General features: G+C 75.6%; 19 protein-coding genes and 1 pseudogene. 9 read left to right on the top strand and 11 right to left on the bottom strand.

Annotation, left to right across the window (positions count from 1 at the left end):
* Positions 1-6: 6 nt before the first annotated feature.
* On the top strand, positions 7-348 hold the full coding sequence (locus ACFOWE_RS17215; RefSeq protein WP_377288837.1) for an anti-sigma factor: 342 nt from the start codon (positions 7-9) through the stop codon (positions 346-348).
* Between the two features lie 6 nt (positions 349-354).
* Here ACFOWE_RS17215 and ACFOWE_RS17210 read toward each other — a convergent pair whose 3' ends face one another.
* The 8 genes from ACFOWE_RS17210 to ACFOWE_RS17175 all read right to left on the bottom strand — a co-directional run bounded on the left by ACFOWE_RS17210 (position 355) and on the right by ACFOWE_RS17175 (position 9,336).
* Complete coding sequence (locus tag ACFOWE_RS17210; protein ID WP_377288836.1) at positions 355-696, bottom strand: DUF1330 domain-containing protein; 342 nt, start codon at positions 694-696, stop codon at positions 355-357.
* Between the two features lie 64 nt (positions 697-760).
* Positions 761-1,129 carry a nuclear transport factor 2 family protein gene (locus ACFOWE_RS17205; RefSeq protein ID WP_377288834.1) on the bottom strand — a complete coding sequence of 123 codons (369 nt, stop codon included), beginning with the start codon at positions 1,127-1,129 and terminating at the stop codon, positions 761-763.
* A gap of 153 nt (positions 1,130-1,282) precedes the next feature.
* Positions 1,283-1,834 carry a hypothetical protein gene (locus tag ACFOWE_RS17200; protein ID WP_377288832.1) on the bottom strand — a complete coding sequence of 184 codons (552 nt, stop codon included), beginning with the start codon at positions 1,832-1,834 and terminating at the stop codon, positions 1,283-1,285.
* 197 nt (positions 1,835-2,031) lie between these two features.
* Entirely contained in the window at positions 2,032-2,775 is a 744-nt protein-coding gene (locus tag ACFOWE_RS17195; protein WP_377288830.1) for a lysophospholipid acyltransferase family protein, read from the bottom strand.
* A 194-nt stretch (positions 2,776-2,969) separates the two neighbouring features.
* Complete coding sequence (locus ACFOWE_RS17190; protein ID WP_377288828.1) at positions 2,970-4,802, bottom strand: thiamine pyrophosphate-binding protein; 1,833 nt, start codon at positions 4,800-4,802, stop codon at positions 2,970-2,972.
* Positions 4,799-5,572, bottom strand: a complete 774-nt coding sequence (locus tag ACFOWE_RS17185; RefSeq protein ID WP_377288826.1) for a cyclase family protein — start codon at positions 5,570-5,572, stop codon at positions 4,799-4,801. The genes ACFOWE_RS17190 and ACFOWE_RS17185 overlap by 4 nt, the downstream gene beginning before the upstream one ends.
* Positions 5,573-5,818: 246 nt before the next feature.
* Positions 5,819-6,685 (bottom strand): sulfite exporter TauE/SafE family protein, encoded by an 867-nt coding sequence (locus ACFOWE_RS17180; RefSeq protein ID WP_377288824.1) that lies wholly within the window; start codon positions 6,683-6,685, stop codon positions 5,819-5,821.
* Positions 6,686-6,720: 35 nt separating this feature from the next.
* Positions 6,721-9,336: a DUF7824 domain-containing protein gene (locus ACFOWE_RS17175; RefSeq protein WP_377288822.1), complete on the bottom strand. Its 2,616-nt coding sequence runs from the start codon at positions 9,334-9,336 to the stop codon at positions 6,721-6,723.
* Between the two features lie 116 nt (positions 9,337-9,452).
* Between ACFOWE_RS17175 and dhaK the strand changes: the two genes are divergently transcribed.
* The 4 genes and pseudogenes from dhaK to ACFOWE_RS17155 form a co-directional block, all read left to right on the top strand.
* Positions 9,453-10,445, top strand: a complete 993-nt coding sequence (gene dhaK, locus ACFOWE_RS17170) for a dihydroxyacetone kinase subunit DhaK (protein WP_377288820.1) — start codon at positions 9,453-9,455, stop codon at positions 10,443-10,445.
* Positions 10,445-11,107: a dihydroxyacetone kinase subunit DhaL gene (gene dhaL, locus ACFOWE_RS17165; protein WP_377288818.1), complete on the top strand. Its 663-nt coding sequence runs from the start codon at positions 10,445-10,447 to the stop codon at positions 11,105-11,107. Before dhaK ends, dhaL begins: the two co-directional genes overlap by 1 nt.
* Positions 11,108-11,216: 109 nt before the next feature.
* On the top strand, positions 11,217-11,588 hold the full coding sequence (locus ACFOWE_RS17160; RefSeq protein ID WP_377288816.1) for a PTS-dependent dihydroxyacetone kinase phosphotransferase subunit DhaM: 372 nt from the start codon (positions 11,217-11,219) through the stop codon (positions 11,586-11,588).
* Positions 11,589-11,643: 55 nt separating this feature from the next.
* Positions 11,644-12,012, top strand: a pseudogene (locus ACFOWE_RS17155) (lyase); the annotation flags it as partial.
* Positions 12,013-12,317: 305 nt separating this feature from the next.
* Here the strand turns inward: ACFOWE_RS17155 and ACFOWE_RS17150 are convergent.
* Positions 12,318-13,286, bottom strand: coding sequence for a helix-turn-helix transcriptional regulator (locus ACFOWE_RS17150; RefSeq protein WP_377288814.1), 969 nt, complete (start codon positions 13,284-13,286; stop codon positions 12,318-12,320).
* A 63-nt stretch (positions 13,287-13,349) separates the two neighbouring features.
* On the opposite strand from ACFOWE_RS17150, the gene ACFOWE_RS17145 reads away from it, so the two are divergent.
* Positions 13,350-13,916: a DinB family protein gene (locus tag ACFOWE_RS17145; protein ID WP_377288813.1), complete on the top strand. Its 567-nt coding sequence runs from the start codon at positions 13,350-13,352 to the stop codon at positions 13,914-13,916.
* A gap of 108 nt (positions 13,917-14,024) precedes the next feature.
* Here the strand turns inward: ACFOWE_RS17145 and ACFOWE_RS17140 are convergent, their stop codons facing one another.
* Complete coding sequence (locus tag ACFOWE_RS17140; protein WP_377288811.1) at positions 14,025-14,594, bottom strand: TetR/AcrR family transcriptional regulator; 570 nt, start codon at positions 14,592-14,594, stop codon at positions 14,025-14,027.
* 74 nt (positions 14,595-14,668) lie between these two features.
* On the opposite strand from ACFOWE_RS17140, the gene ACFOWE_RS17135 reads away from it, so the two are divergent.
* On the top strand, positions 14,669-15,166 hold the full coding sequence (locus tag ACFOWE_RS17135) for an FBP domain-containing protein (protein ID WP_377288809.1): 498 nt from the start codon (positions 14,669-14,671) through the stop codon (positions 15,164-15,166).
* 97 nt (positions 15,167-15,263) lie between these two features.
* Positions 15,264-15,812 (top strand): YciI family protein, encoded by a 549-nt coding sequence (locus ACFOWE_RS17130; protein ID WP_377288807.1) that lies wholly within the window; start codon positions 15,264-15,266, stop codon positions 15,810-15,812.
* Between the two features lie 190 nt (positions 15,813-16,002).
* Here ACFOWE_RS17130 and ACFOWE_RS17125 read toward each other — a convergent pair whose 3' ends face one another.
* Complete coding sequence (locus ACFOWE_RS17125) at positions 16,003-16,257, bottom strand: Smr/MutS family protein (RefSeq protein WP_344864388.1); 255 nt, start codon at positions 16,255-16,257, stop codon at positions 16,003-16,005.
* 124 nt (positions 16,258-16,381) lie between these two features.
* Between ACFOWE_RS17125 and ACFOWE_RS17120 the strand changes: the two genes are divergently transcribed.
* Positions 16,382-17,941, top strand: a complete 1,560-nt coding sequence (locus tag ACFOWE_RS17120) for an ABC transporter substrate-binding protein (protein ID WP_377288805.1) — start codon at positions 16,382-16,384, stop codon at positions 17,939-17,941.
* The last annotated feature ends 164 nt before the right edge of the window (positions 17,942-18,105 follow it).

Here is an 18,105-nt window from a genome sequence, read left to right as displayed (position 1 = left end):
GTTGCGATGATCATCCCGGAACGGGTGCTGCCCGGACAGACGATTCCCGTGGACGTCGACGAGGTCCCGCCGCTCGAACCGGGCCCCGGCGTCCGCGTGCGGACGCTCCCCGGCATGCCGGGCATCAGGACGTGGGTGATCGACCTCGCCCCGGGCGCCGAGTGGCCGGACCTCGACGTCCACGGGGCCTACGGCGAGGCGTACTTCGTCGTGAGCGGCGAGGTCATCGAGGGCGACCGCGTCCACGGCCCGGGCACCTACGTCGCCTTCGGCCCGGAGACGAGCCACCGGCCCCGCACCGAGACCGGTGTGCGCGTCTTCGGCTTCAACTACGACGTCACCGCCTGACGGGCGTCAGAGCCCCTTCCTCAGCCCGGCGGCCTTCGTGGCCGGGTCGTAGCCGGGCCCGACACCCTCGACGATGATCAACTCGCCCTCCAGGTGATCCGTTCGCAGCGGCAGGATCTCCTGGTAGGCGGCCGACCCGTACCAGTCCCGCGCGTTCTCTCCCGACGGGAACTCGAGCATGACGACGTTCCCGGGCCACCGGCCCTCGCGGACGTCCACCTCTCCCCCGTGGACGATGAAGCGGCCGGAGAACGGGTCCATCGTCGCCTGGATCCTCTCCATGTACTCCAGCACCTGCGGGTGGAGCTCCTCCGGGTCGCGGAGATGCGCGATCACGTAGGCGGTCACCGTTCCTCCTCGTATTCCAGCGGCGACAGGGACAGGCCGGCCCGGCGGCCCGTCCCGGGACGGGTCAGACTCCGGCCGGCACCTTGTCGAGGAAGCCGAGCACCTGGCGGATCCGCCCGTCGTCACCGGTCACCACGACGTCGAAGCCGACGACGACCGGCTCGGCTCCCTCAGGCCCCAGGTGCCAGGTGAACCGCGCGACGTCGTGGTGGGCGTCGACGGCGCCGCCGAGGCTGAAGACCAGCCCGCCGAACTGCCCCTGGACCGCCGCGATGGTCGCGTCGAGCCCGTCCCGCCCCCGGACGGAGACCAGCGGGTCGGTGTACACCGCGTCCTCGGCGAAGACCTCCGCCAGAGCGGCCCGCCGCGCGGCCCCGTCGGTCTCGTTCCACGCGGCGAGGTAGCGCTGGACCAGCTCGTTCATGTCGCTCATGTCTCTCTCCTCAGCGGTCGTGCTCTCTTGTGACCACCAAATTAGGGAGAGGGAGGCGACGGGGAATCTGACACGCTTAAGTACTTCCGCCCGGGCGTTCGGTACGTCACCCGGCTCGCCGCTCCCCGGACGGGCCCGGCGGGGAGGAGGTCCCTACGCGTAGGAGGCGACCAGGCCGGCGACCATGCCCGCCGTGCCGAGGGCGGTGAGCACGCATCCGAGGACCACCGCGCCGCGGCGGCCCCGCCGCACGCCCAGGAAGTACATGATCACGTAGGGCAGGAAGCCCAGCCCGCCGACGCCGAGGGCGGGCAGGGTGAGCGCCGCGATCACGCCGGTCGTCCCCGCCTTCACCGCGCGGTCGCCCTCGGGGGTCAGCTGCGCCCGGGTGACGTCGCCCGCCTCGGAGTCCGGGGAGGCGTCCACGGGGATCGGGTCGCCTCCCCCCTCAGGGGTGAAGCTGCCCTTGCAGTCGTAGCGGCCCTTGCCCAGCGACTCGCACGAGACGACCGTGAGCGTGCCGGGGGTGCCGGTCTTCCCCGTGGCCAGTTCGAGGTCCTCCACCGCCAGGAAGATCGGCAGCAGGCAGACGAGGAGCCAGCATCCGACGAGCAGCACCTGGACCGCGCGCCCCGGCAGGTTGCCGGGCTGGGGCTTGGGTCCCGGCTGGAAAGCGTCCACGATGTCGCCGAACGAGTCACTCATGGACATATCGTGCACTACGCCACTTGCAACCTGCCTGTTCACGGCTTGCACCGGGACGCGACATCGGTCACATCCGGCACCCCCCGGATCGCGCGGGCTCGGCCGAGCCACCGCCCGCGACGGCTCGGCCGAGCCACCGTCCGTGACAGCTCGGCCGGGTCACCGCCGCGGCGGCCGGCCCCGCTCACTTCCTGCGCTCACGTCCTGCGCCGCGCCTCGGCCTCCGCCGCGTCCATCGCCGCCGCCTCCTCCGGGGTCGGCGCGGTGCCGCCCAGGTGCCGGGGCTGCCACCAGACCCCCTGCGGGATCTCCGGGTAGCCGCGCTGGGCCCGGTCCAGCAGCTCCGCCATCCGCTCGTGCAGCTCCTTGGTGACGGCCTCGTAGTCGTCGCCGCGCTTGGGGCGCATCGGCTCGCCCACCGTGATGGTGACCGGAACGTGCCGCTGGAGCAGCTTCCGCGGGCGCCCCTTGGTCCACAGCCGCTGGGTGCCCCAGAGCGCGACCGGGATCATCGGCACGTCCGCCGCGACGGCCATGCGGACCGCGCCGTTCTTGATGTCCTTCACGGTGAAGGACCGGCTGATCGTGGCCTCGGCGAAGACGCCGACGACCTCCCCCGCCTTCAGCGACTTCAGCGCCGCGCCGAACGCCGACGCGCCCGCCGAGCGGTCCACCGGGATGTGGTGCATGCCGCGCATCAGCGGGCCGGAGATCCGGTGGTCGAAGACCTCCTTCTTCGCCATGAAGCGCACCAGGCGCCTGGCCGGATGCGCGGCGAACCCGGCGAAGATGAAGTCGAGATAGCTGATGTGGTTGCTGACCAGCACCGCTCCGCCGGTCCGGGGGATCCGGTCGGCGCCCTCGACCCGGATCTTCAGATCCAGGAGCCGGAACATGGTCTTCGCCGCCGCGATGACCGGGGGATACACGATCTCAGCCATGCCTGAACCGTACATCAGACGGCCTGCTCGCCCGTTCCTTTACAACGTAGATTTGTTTCCGGGGTCCGCCGCTGAGAGCCCTCCGCCCCTTCCGGCGGCCCCGCCCGGGGACAACGCCCAGCGCCCCCGCCCGGAGCCGACTCCGGAGACACCGTCCGGCACCGCGGCCGGGGCCGGGCGCTGGCCCGAAGGGCTCAGTGTCCCCGGAACGCCTCCTCCAGCCACCACGACCCCCGCTCCCCGGCGACCTCGGCGTGGAGCATCAGCGGCCGGTCCCTCGGCCCTTCCAGCCATGCGCCCACCGAGGCCAGGTCCGCCGGATCCCGCACGGTCAGCGCCTGCCAGCCGTACCCGCGCGCGATGGCGGCGAAGTCGGCGGGCGGGAAGATGACGGTGTCCAGCGGGTGGCCGTCCGGGCCGAAGTGGTGCACCTCGGCGCCGTAGGCGTCGTCGTCGTAGACCACGGCCACCATCGGCAGGCCGAGCCGGACGACCGTCTCCAGCTCGGCGTCGCCCATCAGCGCCCCGCCGTCGCCGAGCGCCGCCACCGTGAGCCGGTCCGGCCGGGCCAGCGCCGCGCCGACCGCGGTGGCCAGGCCCAGGCCGACCGACTGGAACGCCTGCGTGAAGCAGAGACCGTGCTCGTCGGGCACGTCGAGGAACATCGCCGGATAGCCCATGAAGTTGCCCGAGTCGGTGCAGACGGTCCGCTCGGCCGGGAGCAGGTCGTCCAGCACGATCGAGAGGGCGCGCGGGTCGATCCGCCCGCCGCCGCTCCCGTCGGTGTACGGCACGTCCCGCCAGCGGCCCTCCCTCGCGATCCGGGCCGCCAGCTCCGCCGACCGGTACCCCCGCTCCGCCCCGGCCCGCCCGGCCGGGCCCTCCGGCGCGACGGGGCCTCCCGACACGACAGGGCTTCCCTGCACGACAGGGCTTCCCGGCACGGCAGGGCTTCCCGGCACGGCAGGGCTTCCCGGCGCGGCGGGCAGGAGGGCGGCGACGGCCCGGGCGGTCGCCGCGACGTCGCCGATCACGCCGAGGTGGACCGGACGGTGCGCGCCGAGGACGCCGGCCTCCAGGTCGACCTGGACGACCGTGGCGGCCGGGCCGATCAGCGTGCCGTGCCGCATGGTCCACATGTTCAGGGCGCAGCCCCAGCCGACGACCACGTCGGCGCCGGAGATGAGCTCGGCCGCCAGCGGCGTGGCGAAACCCCCGCTGACGTCCAGATCCCACGGGCTGCCCCGGAACAGTCCTCGTGCCACGGCGGAGGTGGCCAGCAGCGCCCCGGCCCGGCCCGCCAGCTCCTCCAGCTCGTGCCGGGCCGCCCGCGCGCCCCGGCCGGCCACGAACACCGGCCGCCGGGCTCCGGCCAGGATCTCCGCCAGCCGCGCGACCGCCTTCTCGTCCGGCGCGCTCCCGCCCGGCGCTCCGTCGCCTGCTCCGTCGCCTGCTCCGCCGCCCGCTCCGGCCTCCCGCTCCCGGACCTGCGCCCCGGCCCGCCCGGGCGCAGCCGTACCGCCACCGGGTTCGAGGCCCGCCGGGACGGTCAGGCCCTGCACCTCCAGCGGCAGGTTGAGCAGGACGGTGCGGCGCTCGCGGCGGGCCAGGCGCACCGCCTCGGCCGTCTCCCGCACCGCGCTCTCCGCACCGGACACCCGGAGCGGGACCGCGCCGACCGCGGCGGCCAGGGCGGCCTGGTCGACGAAGAAGTTGGAGCGCGGCTCCGTCGTCTCGGCGGCCAGCACGACCAGCGGCGTGCGGCTCTTGGCGGCCTCCGCGATCCCGGTCAGCGCGTTGGTCAGGCCGGGCCCCTGGTGCACGGTGAGCACACCGAGCTCACCGCTCACCCGCGCGTAGGCGTCGGCCATGGTGGCGGCCCCGCCCTCGTGCCGGGCGGCCGCGAACCGCACGCCGCGCGCGGTCAGCGCGTTGGTGACGTGGAAGTTGCCGCTCCCGACCACGCCGAACGCGGTCCGCGCGCCGGAGCCGGCGACGACCGCGCCGACGGCCTCGGCGACGTTCACCGCTCCACCAGCGCCAGGACCCGCACCGGGCTGCCCGAGCCGCCGAGGATGGGCAGCGGCGGCGCGACGACCACCGCCCCGGTGGCCGGGAGCCGGTCGAGGTTGCGCAGCTGGGTCAGGCCGTACTTGCCCGCGCCGAGCAGGAAGGAGTGGCAGGGGAAGGCCGGGTCGAAGCCGTGCGCGGCGCCCGCGTCGGTGCCCACGGTCTCCACGCCGACCCCGGCGATGGGCGTCTCCTCCGCCAGCCACCGCGCGCACTCGGCCGAGATGCCGGGGGTGTGCGGGCCGGTGCCGTCGGCGTTGAGGAAGCGCTCCGGGTCGTCGGCGTAGGCGTCCCATCCGGTCCGGTAGAGCAGCCAGCCGCCCTCCGGCAGCGGCCCGTGCGTCTCCTGCCACGCCTCGACGTGCTCGACCCGGAGCAGGAAGTCCGGGTCCTTGCCCGCCTCGGCGGCCAGGTCGAGCACCACGGCGGGCGCGATCAGCCGGCCGACCGGGACCTGCGAGACGTCCTCGCCGTCGCGGCCGGTGACCCAGTGGACCGGGGCGTCGAAGTGGGTGCCGGTGTGCTCGCCGGTGGAGATGTCGTTCCAGTACCAGGCGGGTCCCCGGTCGTCGTAGCGGCTGATCTCCTTCAACGTGAACGGCACCGTGTTGCCGAAGGGCTCGGGCAGCTGGAGGATCGGTGTCTTCTCCGACAGCGGCGCGGTCAGGTCGATCACCTCGATCCCGCCGTTCCGGATGCCCTCGACCAGACCCCTCAGCACCGACATGACGCCTCCACGATCGTGAGATGACCTGCCCGGATCCTCCTACAAGACCCCGCGCTCCCGGTAGGGGCCCGGCGGAACGGGGACGCCTTCCCGGCGGCGGGGGCCGCGGCGGATCGGCGTGTTCCCGTACCGGGTCCGGGCCGGCGTCCCCCGGACCGGCGTCCCTCGGGCCGGCGTCCCCCGGACCGGCGTCCCTCGGGCCGGCGTCCCTCGGGCCGGATCCGATCCTCCGGAGGCCCCGCGGGCTCAGCCCCCGTAGGTCTCCACGCCGAGCTTGACCGCGACGGCCAGGCCGCAGGCGGCGGCGAGCAGGCGGAGCGACCGCCCGGGCAGCCGCCGGGCGATCTTCGGGCCGAGCCAGCCGCCCGCCAGGAAGCCGGCGGCGAGCGGGGCCGCGGCGGCCCACTGGACCGGCCCGAAGATCGCGAACCCGAACGCGGCCACCGCGTTGGCCAGCGCCGACACCACGTTCTTAACGGCGTTGACCTTCACCGGGGACTGGTCGAGCACGGCGCTGAGCACCGCGAACATGAGGATCCCGCCGGCGGCTCCGAAGTAGCCGACGTAGACCGCGACGGCGAACAGCGCCACCCGCGCCCCCGCGCCCCACTCCGCGCCACCGCCACCGTCTCCGTCTCCGTCTCCGTCTCCGGCTCCGTCTCCGTCTCCGTCTCCGTCTCCGGCCGCACCGTGCCTCGGGCCGCGCGCGGCGTCCTCCTGTCCGGGCCCGCCGTGCCGGGCCCGCCGGCGCGGGCGCGGCGGGCGGACCAGCAGGAGCGAGGCGCCGGCGATCAGCCAGGGCGCGACCGCCTCGAAGGCCCCGGGCGGGGTGGTGAGCAGCAGCGCCGCGCCCGCCGCCCCGCCCAGCGCGGTCATCGCGCCCAGGCGCAGCACCCGCCCGCCCTGCCCGGCGAGCTCCGGCCGCGACCCGGCCGCCGCTCCCAGACCGGTGAAGACCAGCGCGACGGTGTTGGTGACGTTCGCGCTCAGCGGGGACAGGCCGAACGCCAGCAGCGCCGGGTAGGAGATGACGGACGCCAGGCTCACCACCGTGCTGACCACGCCCGCCAGCACCCCCACCCCGGCCAGCCCGAGCGCCTCCGCCACCGTCACACCGGCCACCCAACCACACGGCCGGAACACCCCCCTCAGCCGCCTCCCGCCGCTCCGGCGGTGAGCCGGTCGTGCAGGCGGCGGATCTCACGGAGCAGCCCGCTGCTCCCCCGGCGGGCGGCCATCTCGCGCACCTCGGGGATCTCACCGCGTGCCCCGCACCACTCAGCGGTCGCGGCGGCGAGCGCGACGAACCCGGCCAGGCCGCCCGCGCGGCTCCCGCCCGGCGCGGGCAGCAGCGCGGGCAGCGCCGCGGCGGTGATCCGCCACACGTGCGCGTGGGCGCCCCGCCGGGCCGCGGCGTCGAGCGCGGCGACCATGTCGGCCGTCCTGACCTCGCCGCTCGCCATCAGGAGTCCGGCCTGACGGCCGACCTCGGCCGCGGGCAGCTCGTCCCGCGCGGCGGCCTCCAGCAGCACGTCGACCGCGCCGGGCAGCCGCGGGTCGCCGAGCAGGCGGGCGAGCACGGCCGAGAACGCCGCCCCGGCCGGTCCTCCGGCCCGGACGAGGGCGCGGGCCGGTCCGACGGAGGTCTCGGCCCGGTGCCGCCCGAGCAGGTGCGGCAGGAGGTAGGCGGCGGCGGCCTCGCGGTGCGAGGGCAGCATCGCCGTCCACCAGTCGAGGTGCACGGGCCGGGCCCACTCCCGGGGGACGCCGAGCACCCGGTCGACCAGGGGCAGCCCGGTGGGCGCGGCGGTGGCCGTCGGCACCGGGTGCACGTCGTGCAGGTGGCTCCGGTCGCGCCAGTCATGACGACCGCCGTCGCCGCCGGCTTTCCCGCAGGTCCACGCCAGCCCGATCTCGACCTCCGGGCAGGTCCAGGCGGCGAGGATCCGGCCCTCCGGGGACGTCAGGCGGGCCACCCGCTCCGCCGCCTCGGGGTCCGGGGTGCGCGGCAGGCGCAGCAGCGCCTGCTGGAGGTCCGCGGCCAGCGGCCTGGCCCCGGCCGCCTCGACGACCTCCAGCCGCCGGACCAGCTCGGCCGCCGCCACGTGCCCGGTGCTGTGCGTGGGCGTGGCCAGCAGCAGCGGCGGGAGGGCGTCCTCCTCGACGGCCCGCACGACCTCGGCCGCGCGGTCCAGCAGGAGCCGGTGCGGGGCGGCCAGGTTCCCCTGCGGCATGAAGCGCCGCCAGGCGTGCCGGACGGACGCGGTCGCGGTCAGGGCGCGGGCGGCGCCCTCCAGCCACTGCTCGGCCCGCCCCCACGCCACCCCCTGCTGGTACGTCCAGGTGCCCCACGGCCGGCCGATCCCCTCCAGCAGCCGGGGGCGCAGCTCCGCCACCACGCCCGCCCGGTCGCGGCCGGCGAGCGTGACCAGCCCGGCGAGCAGCCGCTCCCACGTCTGCCAGGAGCGCGCGCTCTCCTCCGTCATCAGCAGGCCGAGCTCCGCTGCGGACTCGATCGGGGGCTCGAGGCCGTGGGCGCGTTCGGGTACGGCGGGCAGCGGCGGCGGCGTGAACACGGGCCCGGACCCGGCGGCCGTGCCGCCCGCGAACGCCGCGGCGACCCGGTGGCAGAGGTAGGCCGGGAGCAGCCCGGCCGCCTCCCGCACGGCCGCGCGTCCCTGCTCGCCCATGCCGCCCGCGTGGGCGAGGGCCAGCTCGGCGGCCTTCTCCTGGAGCTCGGCGGAGTCGGCGGCGAACGCGCGGGCCAGCGGCGCGGCGGCCACGCCGGCCAGCGCGGGCGCACGCCGTACGGAGCGGTCGAGCCACGACAGCCCGGCGCGCACCAGCGTGCGCTCGGGACGGAACAGCAGCGCCTCCCACGCCTCGGCGAGATCGTCGGCGGTCAGGCCGTCGCAGGCGCGCAGGCGCCGCAGGGCGAGTTCGGCGACCGGGCCGGGGGCGGCGGGCAGCAGGGCCAGGTAGTCGCGGGCGCGCACGGCCGCCTCGGCGGGCGAGGGGTCCAGCGCCTCGTGCAGGCGGACGAAGAAGCGCAGGTCGATGGCCGTGCCGCCGCGCAGGAAGCGGCGCACGCAGCCGTCGATCAGCTCCTCGCGCTTCACCCGGCCCGTCTCCGCCAAGGTCCGCAGCGCGTCCAGCCAGCCGGCGCGCGGGTCCTTCTCCCACTGGAGCACCCGGCCCACGCCCTCGGCCTCGAACAGGCGCGGGAGCAGATGGTCGAGGAGCGGATCGTCGCCCAGGTCCCGCGGGTCGCGGTTCACCCAGCCGGCCACCAGCGGGTCGTGCCGCGGCGGTTCGACACCGGTCTCGCGGAGCAGGGCCAGGGCGAGGCCCGTGCCGCGGTCGTCGGCGGCGCGCAGGCGCAGCACCAGCCGCCCGGCCAGGTCGGCGCGCCAGGCGGCGGGCCGGTCGGCGAGCACCGCCAGTACGAGGCCGTCACCGCCGTCACCGCCGTCGCCGCCGTCGCCGCCGGGGCCGTCCCACTGCGGCGCGAGGTCGCGCCGGTTCAGCCAGGACGCCACGGCCGCCGCGCCGCCGAGGACGGCGGCGCCCGCCACCCGCATCACGGTCCCGTACCGGGCCAGCTCGTCCCCCCGGCCGAACCGGCCGCGCAGCTCCTCCAGCAGTTCCGGCAGCCGGGCCGCGACCTGCCTGCGGTCCTCGCCGTCCAGCGCCCTGACCGTCTCGGCGAGCCGTCCGGCGCGCCGCGCCATGACCAGTTTCCTGATCTCGTCCCATTGATCCACGGCGGGGACGGTAACCGGCCGAGCCGACATTTCCACCATGGAGATATTTACCAATACATCAACACTTCCGTCCGTCCGCGCTTGCTCTCCCCTCCTCGAGGGGAGATGTTCCGACTGTGAAGAAGCTCATCAACAGCGCCGAGTCGCTCGTCGCGGACGCGCTGCGCGGGCTCTCCGCCGCGCATCCGGGGCTCCGGGTGGACGCGGAGAACCGGATCGTCTTCCGCGCGGCGGGGCCGCGGCCCGGCAAGGTCGGTCTGGTCTCCGGCGGGGGCTCCGGGCACGAGCCGCTCCACGCCGGCTTCGTCGGGTACGGCATGCTCGACGCGGCCTGCCCCGGCGAGATCTTCACCTCGCCGGTGCCCGACCAGGTGGTCGAGGCCGGCACGGCCGTGGACGGCGGCGCCGGGGTGCTGCACATCGTGAAGAACTACACCGGGGACGTGCTGAACTTCCGGATGGCCGCCGAGCTGGCCGCCGAGGAGGGCGTGACGGTGGAGAGCGTGCTCGTCGACGACGACGTGGCGGTGCGCGACTCGGTGCACACGGCGGGCCGCCGGGGCACCGGGGCGACGCTCTTCGTCGAGAAGATCGCCGGGGCGCTGGCCGAGACCGGCGCGCCGCTCGCCGAGGTGGCCCGGGTCGCACGGGAGGTGAACGAGCGCAGCCGCTCGTTCGGCGTGGCGCTGAGCGCCTGCACGGTCCCCGCCACGGGCGCGCCCTCCTTCGACCTCGGCGAGGCCGAGGTCGAGCTCGGCGTCGGCATCCACGGCGAGCCCGGCCGCACCCGCGCGGCGATGCGGAGCGCCCGCGAGCTGGTCGCCGTCGCGGTGGACGCGGTCTGCGCGGACATGCCGGTCTCCGGTGACGTGCTCGTCATGCTGAACGGCATGGGCGCGACACCGCTGGTCGAGCTCTACGCCGCCTTCGCCGAGGCCGCCGGGCAGCTGGAGGGCCGCGGGGCGCGCGTCGCCCGCAGCCTCGTCGGGAACTACGTGACCAGTCTCGACATGCAGGGCTTCTCCGTCACGGTCTGCCGGCTGTCGGAGGAGCTGACCCGGCTCTGGGACGCGCCGGTCGAGACCCCGGCCCTGCGCTGGGGGCGCTGATGGGCCCCATGCCGGACGCGCTGCCGGACGCGGTGCTGGACGCGGGCTTCTTCACCTCCTGGATCGTGGAGGCCGCCCGCCTGGTCCGGGCGGAGAAGGACAGGCTCACCCGGCTCGACACCGCGATCGGCGACGGCGACCACGGCACGAACCTCGACCGGGGCCTGTCCGCCGCCGCGGCGGCCCTGGCCGAGCGGCGGCCCGCCGTACCGGGTGCGGTGCTGGCCCTGGCGGGGAGCACGCTGATCCGCAAGGTCGGCGGCGCCTCCGGCCCGCTGTACGGCACGGCGCTGCGGGAGGCGGGCAGGACGCTGGGCGAGAGTCCGGAGGTCTCCCCCGCCGAGCTGGCCCGGGCGCTGCGGGCCGCCGTGGACGGGGTGCGGAGCCTGGGGTCGGCGGCCGAGGGCGACAAGACCATGGTCGACGCGCTCGCCCCGGCGGCCGGGGCGCTGGCGCGCGCCGTACAGGAGGGCCTGGACCTGCCGGCGGCGCTGGAGGCCGCGGCGTCGGCGGCCGGGGCGGGGGCGCGGGCCACGGTCCCGCTGGAGGCGCGCAAGGGCCGGGCCAGCTACCTGGGACCGCGCAGCGCCGGGCACGAGGACCCCGGCGCCGCCTCCAGCGCGCTCCTGCTCCGGGCGCTGCACACGGTGGCCACCCGGTGAGCCGCGCCTCCGGCCCGGGCGCCGTACCCGGCGGCGCGGTGAGCGGCTCCCTCGAGGTCCGGCCGGCCGGGGAGCGCCGTCTCCGGACCGCCCGGCGGCGGGAGGCGGGATGGTAGGCGTCGTGCTGGTCTCCCACAGCGGGCCGCTGGCCGCCGAGACCGCGGCGCTGGCCGCGGGCGTCTGCGGCGTGGACGTCCCGCTGGAGGCCGCCGGGGGCAGCGAGGACGGAGGCCTCGGCACCAGCGCCGGCCTGGTCGAGGCGGCGATCGAGCGGGCCGACCGGGGCGGCGGGGTGGTCCTCATCCCCGACCTGGGCAGCTCGGTGCTGACCGCCCGGCTGTTCGAGAGGCCGGGCGTGGTGGTCGCCGACGTGCCGTTCGTGGAGGGTGCGATCGCGGCCGCGGTCGCGGCGGCGGCCGGGGGCTCGCTGGACGCCGTGCTCGCGGCGGCCGAGGAGGCCCGGACCTTCCGCAAGCTCTGACGGGGCCGACCTGCCGTTCCCCTCCTTCACCACCACCCCGGCACGGCTGCGGGCCATGGCCCGCGCGTACACGCTGCCCGGGACCGGGCTGACCGGGACCGGGCTGACCGGGACCGGGCTGACCGGCGACGCGGGCCTGGCCGCGGCGGTGGCCGCCGGCATCGGCCACTACCGGCGGCACGTGTACGCCGCGGGCGCGGACCCCGCCGGCAACTGGTGGCACTGGCAGATCGGAGTCCCCCGGAGCCTCCTCGACGCCGCCGTGCTGATCCTCCCGCACCTGCCGGAGCGGGAGGACCGGGCGCTGAGGGAGGCGGTGGACCACTTCGTCCCCGAGTGCCTCCTGGAGAACTACAGCGGCACCAGCACCGGGGCCAACCGCGTCGACCTGTGCACCGTGACGCTGCTGCGCGCCGTGCTCGGTTCCGACCCGCGCAGGGCCGCACTGGCCGTCTCCGCGCTCTCCCCGGTCTTCCGCCCCGTGCGCGGTGCTCGCCCGGGAGTCCGGCGACGGCACGGCCACGCTGACCGTCTCGGATCCCCGGTGCGACCTGGACGGGCTGACCGTGGTCTGGGACCGGCCGGCGGCCGCGGTGCTGCGCGGGCACCCGCTCCTGACCGGCGCCGGGACCGGCGGGCGGCTGACGCTCCGCTTCGGGCGGCTCGCGGACCGGGAGGGCGCCTCCCTGACGGTCACCGTACGGCTCCGGCAGGACGGCGCCCGGCCGCTCACCGGTGCCGCGAGCCCGCCCGCTCCAGCCGGCGGGCCATCGCCCGGACCCGCTCGGCCAGCTCGGGCGGGTCGAGGACGTCGAAGTCGAAGCCGGTGAGGGCGAGGTGGGCGGCGATCAGGTCGAGGGAGTCGGCCCCGGTGGTCAGGAGGCAGGCGGCCTCGCCGTCGGCCTCGAGGACTCCCGTGGTCGGCGGCACCTTCCGGACGGCGACGCCCACGGGGACGTGCAGCCGCACCCGGGCGGAGAAGGCGTAGGGGCCGTTGCTCACGGCGGCGGACACGAACGCGGCGGCGTCGGGCGGGTCGTGCGGCGTGAAACGGGCGCCGGTCCTGTGCGGCGCGGCGATGCGGTCGACGCGGAAGGTCCGCCAGGCGTCGCGGCCGACGTCCCTGGCGACGAGGTACCAGCGCCGGCCGGTGCAGACGAGCCGGTGGGGCTCGGCGGTGCGGACGGAGGCCGTACCGGTGGCGTCGCGGTAGTCGAAGCGGAGCCGCTCCCGGTCGCGGCAGGCGGCGGCGATCACGGCCAGCGCCTCGGGGTCGACGTCCTCCTCCGGTACGGCCAGCCGGACCGTGGAGGCGCGCAGCGCGGCCAGCCGGTGGCGCAGCCGCGCCGGGAGGAGCCGCTCGAGCTTGGCCAGCGCCCGGGAGGCGCTCTCCTCCAGCCCGGAGGAGGTCCCGCCGACGGCGCTCAGGCCGATCGCGACCGCGACGGCCTCGTCGTCGCCGAGCAGCAGCGGCGGCAGGCTGGTCCCGGCCCGCATCCGGTAGCCGCCCGCCACCCCGGGGGTCGCCCCCACGGGGTACCCGAGGTCCCGCAGGCGCTCGATGTCGCGGCGCACGGTGCGGGGGGTGACGCCCAGCCGGTCGGCGAGCTGCGCGCCGGTCCAGTCCGGCCGCGACTGCAGGAGCGAGAGCAGGTGGAGCAGGCGGGCCGCGGCGTCCTTCGCCGGTGCGTGGACCATGGATCCGAGGATGCCACGAAACCAGGACCTATGCCGTCCGCGATGGCTCCTAGTCTCCGGAGCATGAGCATCGACTGGAACACGCTCCTCCTCGACCAGCTGGAGTGGCACTGGACCAACCACCTGCGTCCGCGCCTGGACGGACTGGGCGACGAGGAGTATCTCTGGGAGCCGGTGGACGGGTGCTGGAGCGTGCGCCCGCGCGGCGGGAGCGGCGCCCCGGTCACCGCGGGGAGCGGCGGGTACGTCATCGAGTTCGCGTTCCCCGAACCGGACCCGGCACCGGTGACCACGATCGCCTGGCGGCTCGGGCACCTCATCGTCGGCGTGCTGGGCATGCGGGCCGCGGCGCACTTCGGCGGGCCCGCCGTGGACTACCAGGGCTTCGCCTACGCGGGCACGGCCGAGCGGGCCCTGCGCCAGCTGGACGAGGCGTACGCGGCCTGGCGGGACGGCGTGCGCGGCCTCGGAGCCGACGGCCTCGCCCGCCCCTGCGGGCCCGCCGAGGGACCGTACGCCGAAGAGCCCCTGGCCGCCCTCGTGCTGCACATCAACCGCGAGGTGCTCCACCACGGCGCCGAGATCCTGCTCCTGCGCGACCTGTACCGCAACCGCCGCACCATGCGGTGAGCCGTACGGCGGGCGGTTCAGGCGGGCGGCCCAGACGGACGGCCCAGACGGACGGCCCAGACGGACGGCCCAGACGGACGGCCCAGGCGGGCGGCCCAGGCGGGCGGCTCAGGAGGACGGCCAGTTCCGCAGGACGGCGTCGAGGGCGTCGAGGGTCCCGGCCCACGAGGCCTCCACCTCCCGCGGGTGGCGGCGGAACCCGCCCGCCGTCTCCAGGCTCACGTACCCGTGGAACGTGCTGTGCAGCATCCGCACCGCGTCCGTCTGGCCGGGCTCCGGCAGGTCGTATCCGCGCAGGATCGCCCGGGTCATCTCCGCGTGCCGGACCCCCGCGGCGACGTCGATCGACTCCGAGTCGAGCTCCGCCTGCGTCGCGGCGTACCTGCCCGGGTGCTCCTTCGCGTAGTCCCGGTAGGCGTTGGCGAAGGCCACCAGCGCGTCCTTGCCGGCGCGGCCGGCCAGGGCGGAGGCGGCCCGGTCGGCGAGTTCCGCCAGCGCCAGCGACGCCACCCTGGTCCTCAGGTCCCGCAGGTCCCTGACGTGCGCGTACAGGGCCGCGGGCTTGACGCCGAACAGGCGCGCGAGCGCCGAGACGGTCACGTTCGCGAAGCCGATCTCGTCGGCCAGGTCCGCCGCCGCCCGCGTCAGCCGTTCCGCGGTCACTCCCGCACGCGCCATGCGCCGCCCTTCCTCTGTGCTTACAGCCTTTAACCGTTTGCTTAATACTATTAAGGAACCTAACCTCGCTGTCCATGAGACCCGTCACCGAGCCCGACGTCCGCGCGTCCTTCGTCAACTGCTCCAAGGGGGAGACCAAGCGCCTCGGCCTGCCCAGGGACTTCGCCGACCTGCCCTGGGACGACCTCGACTTCCTCGGCTGGCGGGATCCCGGCGCGCCCGAGCGCGCCTACCTCGTCGCCGAGCGCGACGGCGTCCTCACCGGGGTCGCGCTGCGGGTGACCTCCGGCGCGTCGCGCGGCTTCACCTCGCGCAGCATGTGCTCGCTCTGCCTGACCACGCACACCAACGGCGGCGTGGCGCTGATGGCCGCGCCCCGGACCGGCGGGGCCGGCCGCCAGGGCAACACGGTCGGGCAGTACCTCTGCACCGACCTCGCCTGCTCCCTCTACACCCGCGGGAGGAAGAAGGCCCCGGGGGCCGAGGTCATCGACGAGACCCTCACCCTGGAGGAGAAGATCGCCCGCATCCGGGTCAACCTGCGCTCCTTCCTGGACAAGGTGACCGGGTGAGCACACGGCGGAGCGCGCAGGGGCCGGAAGCGGTCGGCGCCCGGCCCGGATGACCGGGATCGAGCCGTCGCCGCGGTCCGTGATAGGTACGTCCGGCATGGAGTTCTTCTGCTATCACCGCGATCGTCCCGGCTCCGCGGCACTCCGCGACGACCTGCTGGAGGAGCACTGGTCCTACATGGACCGGTACGCGACGGAGATGATCGCCCGTGGCCCGACCTTCGACCGCGGCGGCGACACGGCCACCGGCAGCGTGCACATCGTCGACCTGCCGGACCTCGCCACCGCGCGCGCGTTCGTCTTCGACGAGCCCAACTACCAGGCCGGCGTGTACCGGGACGTGATGCTGCGCCGATGGCGCAACGTGCTGGGTCGCACCATGTGGGATTTCCCCGGCGGCCGGGACGGCGGCGACCGGTATCTGGTGCTGGGTCTCGGTTCCGGGCGGGCCGCCGACCTCGCCCCGCCGCCCGGCCGGGACGGACTGATCGCGTACGGGCCGCTGCTGTCCGACGACGGCGCCACCTGGCTGGGTACGGCGCTGCTGGTCCGGGCGCCGGACCCGGATGCGGCCCGCGCCGTCCTGACCCCGGACCGGTACGCCTGCATCGAGGTCCACGACTGGGAGTTCGGCGGACGGCGGTGACGATCGGGTGACCGTCGCCGCGGCGGGACCGGGGCGCGTGCCGGCGACCCGCACCGCGGGCGGCGGCCACCGCTCGCGCACCGGCACATCGCCTCGGGGCGACCCGCGGCTCGATGGGATCCGGCGGAAGGGGCCGGAGAAGGTCAGCCCGTGTGCGGGGGTGGCCCCGCAGGCCGGGGACCCACCCGCCTCACTTGTGCCGGAAGTACACGAACAGGCGGCCGTGGTTCTTGGAGTCCTTGTCGATGCGGTGGTAGAGGGCCTTGATCTCCTTCTGGTCGAGGAAACGCAGGACCTTCTTCTTGAGCTGCCCGGAGCCCTTCCCGGGGATGATCTCGACCTCGGTGGCCCGCTTCCGGATGGCCTCGTCGATGATCCCCCGCAGCGCCTTGTCGATCTCCCCGCCCCGGTTGTAGATCGGGTGCAGATCCAGCTTGAGCTTCAACCGGGCCTCCCGCGCGTCGTGTCCGGCCAGTCTACGCGCGCCGTCCTTATGCATCTATTTCTCACTTGCGAGTGATTTGCAACAAGGTTACGCTCGGGGCGCCCACCGACCCCCGGGAGGATCCATGAGGCCGGCCCCCCGCCTGGCCGCCCTGGCCGCGACGGCCGGCCTGCTGGCCGCCGCCTGCTCGGCCCCCTCGAACGGCCCCGCCGCGCCCGCCGACGACACGTTCGTGATCGGCCTCGGCTCCGAGTTCGACACACTCAGCCCCGTGATGGGCTACGCGCCCGACGGCGGCTCCCTCATCTACGAGGGGCTGATGAGCCGCCGGGCCGACCTGTCGCTCGCCCCCGCCGTCGCCGCCGCCCCGCCGGTCGTCTCCGAGGACGGCAGGACGGTCACCTTCACCCTGCGCGACGGGCTGAAGTTCCACGACGGCACCGAGCTGACCAGCGCCGACGTCGAGTACACCTACGAGGCCGTGCTGGACGGGGCCAACAACTCACCGATCCGGGGCGACTACGCGGCGATCGAGCGCGTCGACGCGCCCGACGAGAAGACCGTCGTGTTCCGGCTCCGCCACCCCTACGCGCCGCTGGTCCAGCGCACCACCCTGGGCATCGTCCCCGAGGGCGCCCCGCCGGCCGGTGACCGGCCCGTCGGCTCGGGACCGTACCGGTTCGTGTCCAGGACGCCCGGCGACAAGATCGTGCTGGAGGCGAACCGGGACCACCGCGCGGGCGCCCCCGCCCTGGGGCGGGTGGTGCTGGCCTTCGCCGAGGACGACAACGTCCGCGCCACGCGGATGTCCGCCGGGGAGTTCGACGCCACGATCCTGCCGCCCCGGGCCGCCGCACGCTTCGAGGGGCAGGGCGGCGTCACGGTGCACACGGTGCCCAGCGCCGACTACCGCGGCATCATGTTCCCCCTCGACCACCCGGTCACCGGCGACCGGGCGGTCCGCAGGGCGCTGGGCCTGGCCGTCGACCGCCAGGCGATGGTGGACACCATCCTCGCCGGGGCGGGCACCCCGGCCTTCGGCCCGGTCTCCCCCGACACCTCCTGGCACAATCCCGAGGTGACCGGCGCCCCGGCCGGCGACCCCGGGGCCGCGCGCGACCTCCTCGACGAGGCTGGCTGGAAGCCCGGCGAGGACGGCGTCCGGGTCAAGGACGGCGTGCGGGCCTCGTTCACGCTGATGTACCCGGCGGGCGACTCCCTGCGCAAGGAGCTGGCGCTGGCGACGGCCTCCGACGCCAAGGCGGTCGGCCTGGACGTCCGGCTCGCCGGGCTCGACTGGGACGCGATCGAGCCGCGCATGGCGGAGGACGCCCTGATCATGGGGTACGGCAGCCCGTACGACCCCGACTACCTCAACTACGAGCTGTTCCACTCCTCCTACGCGCGCCAGGGCTTCTTCAACCCGGGCGGCTACGACGACCCCGAGGTGGACCGGCTGCTGGAGACCGGCCGCCGCTCCGGCGACCCCGCCGAGCGCAAGGAGGCATACCTCGGCTTCCAGAAGATCGTGCACGACGACGCGGTCTGGACCTATCTGGTCTTCCTCGAGCACGTCTACGTCATCCGCGGCGACTACCAGGGGGTACGGCCCGGCGTCGAGGCCCACGAGCACGCCCTCGGCGGCCTGTTCCGCGACGTCCACACCTGGCGGCCGGCCCCGTGACCCCCGGCCTGGAGCAGGTGGAGCCCGGCCCGGCGGCCGGCGGCGGAAGGCCCACGCTCCCGGAGGGGCACGCCCCCCGCAGCGCCCCCCGTCCTGCCCCCCGCAGCGCCCCCCGTCCTGCCCCCCGCAGCGCCCCCCGTCCTGCCCCCCGCAGCGCCCCCCGT

Origin of the sequence: Planomonospora corallina (assembly GCF_042650625.1) — a bacterium.
GTDB classification, from domain to species: Bacteria; Actinomycetota; Actinomycetes; order Streptosporangiales; family Streptosporangiaceae; genus Planomonospora_B; species Planomonospora_B corallina.
Note: the sequence above shows the minus strand (reverse complement) of the source record. Positions and strands in the feature narration are given on the sequence as shown.